Source organism: Sphingomonas sp. AOB5 (genome assembly GCF_029433115.1).
Lineage (GTDB): Bacteria > Pseudomonadota > Alphaproteobacteria > Sphingomonadales > Sphingomonadaceae > Sphingomonas.
Genome location: NZ_JARNTV010000134.1, coordinates 1 through 1,247, shown reverse-complemented (window position 1 = coordinate 1,247; position 1,247 = coordinate 1). Strand labels below are relative to the sequence as shown.

The following is a 1,247-nucleotide window of genomic DNA, read 5'->3' as shown; positions in this document are numbered from 1 at the left end:
GATGCGCGAATGGCTGGCGCTGGACGCGCGGTCGGCGCTGCCGCGGCTGGCCGAGATGGCGGCGAACGATCCCGATGGCGAGGTGCGTGGTGCGGCGCTGCGGACCATCGGGCCGGTCCGCAAGGCGATTGCAGGCGCATGCCGCGGCTGATCGATCCCGGCGATGGCGGGCCAATCGGTGTCGGAGAGCTGGTAGAGGCGCTGGAAGCAACGCCGGTCGATGTGCGCGACGAGGATGCATTCGCCAGCCTCGGTCCGTTGCTGGCGCGGCTGGGGCGCAACCGGGATTTCCTCGCCGACATGGCGATCGCCGAACTCAAGACGCGGTGCGAGGGGCAGCTGGCCGCGAACGGCTATGGCGCGCAATCCTTCCTGCTGCGCCCGCCCAATGGCCGCTATCTGCTGCGTGCGAATTTCTGGCCGGCGCGACAGGATCCCGTCACTCGCGCGAGCGGGACGGCGGCTTTTTTCTATGATCTGCCGCACGATCATAATTTCCCGTTCCTGACCTGGGGCTATCTCGGGCCGGGCTATTGGAGCGACTATTACGAGTATGACGTCGACGCGGTGACCGGGCTGCCGGGCGAGGATGCGGGGCTGCGCTTCGTCGAGCGGTCGCGGCTCGAGCCGGACAAGCTGATGCTCTACCGGATGCGGCGCGACGTGCATGTGCAGTTGCCGCCCGATGCCTTCTCGGTGTCGCTCAACATATTGGGATCGGACCCGGCCCAGCCCTGGCTCGATCAATATGTGTTCGACATGGAGGCGGGGACGATTGCGCGGGCGATCACCTGTACCGCCGCCGAGGCGCTGGTGACGCTGTCGGTGCATTTCGGCGGCAATGGCACCGATCTCGCGGCCGATTTCGCCGTACGGCATCCGTGCGAGCGGATGCGGGTTACTGCGCTCGCGGCGCTGGCATCGGCCGATCCGCGCGAGGCGGTGTCGATCCTCGAACGGGCCGCCGCCTCGACCAGCGCCTATGTCGCCGGCCATGCCCGGCTGCGGCTTGCGGCGCTGATGCGTCAGACTGCTCCGTAACGGAGACGGTTGCCTCCGAAACGGCAGCGACGGCGTTAGCCTTTACGGGTGATCGTCGCATGCGCGCCCGACGCGCCTCTCCCTTGGACCGAGTTCGGCGCGGCCGCTCAGGCGCGCGGGCTGAGCCTCGTCCCGATGGCCGAGCCGCGTGCGGATGCGGCGGCGTTGCTCGGCTGGCGGCCGGGGGAGGGGGATTGCTCTGCACG

1 protein-coding gene is annotated in these 1,247 nt (G+C 68.8%); it reads left to right on the top strand.

All coding sequences use genetic code 11. The annotated features are described in order from the left end of the window. Positions 1-138: 138 nt before the first annotated feature. Entirely contained in the window at positions 139-1,041 is a 903-nt protein-coding gene (locus P1X14_RS22020; protein ID WP_277317566.1) for a transposase, read from the top strand. Positions 1,042-1,247 lie beyond the last annotated feature (206 nt).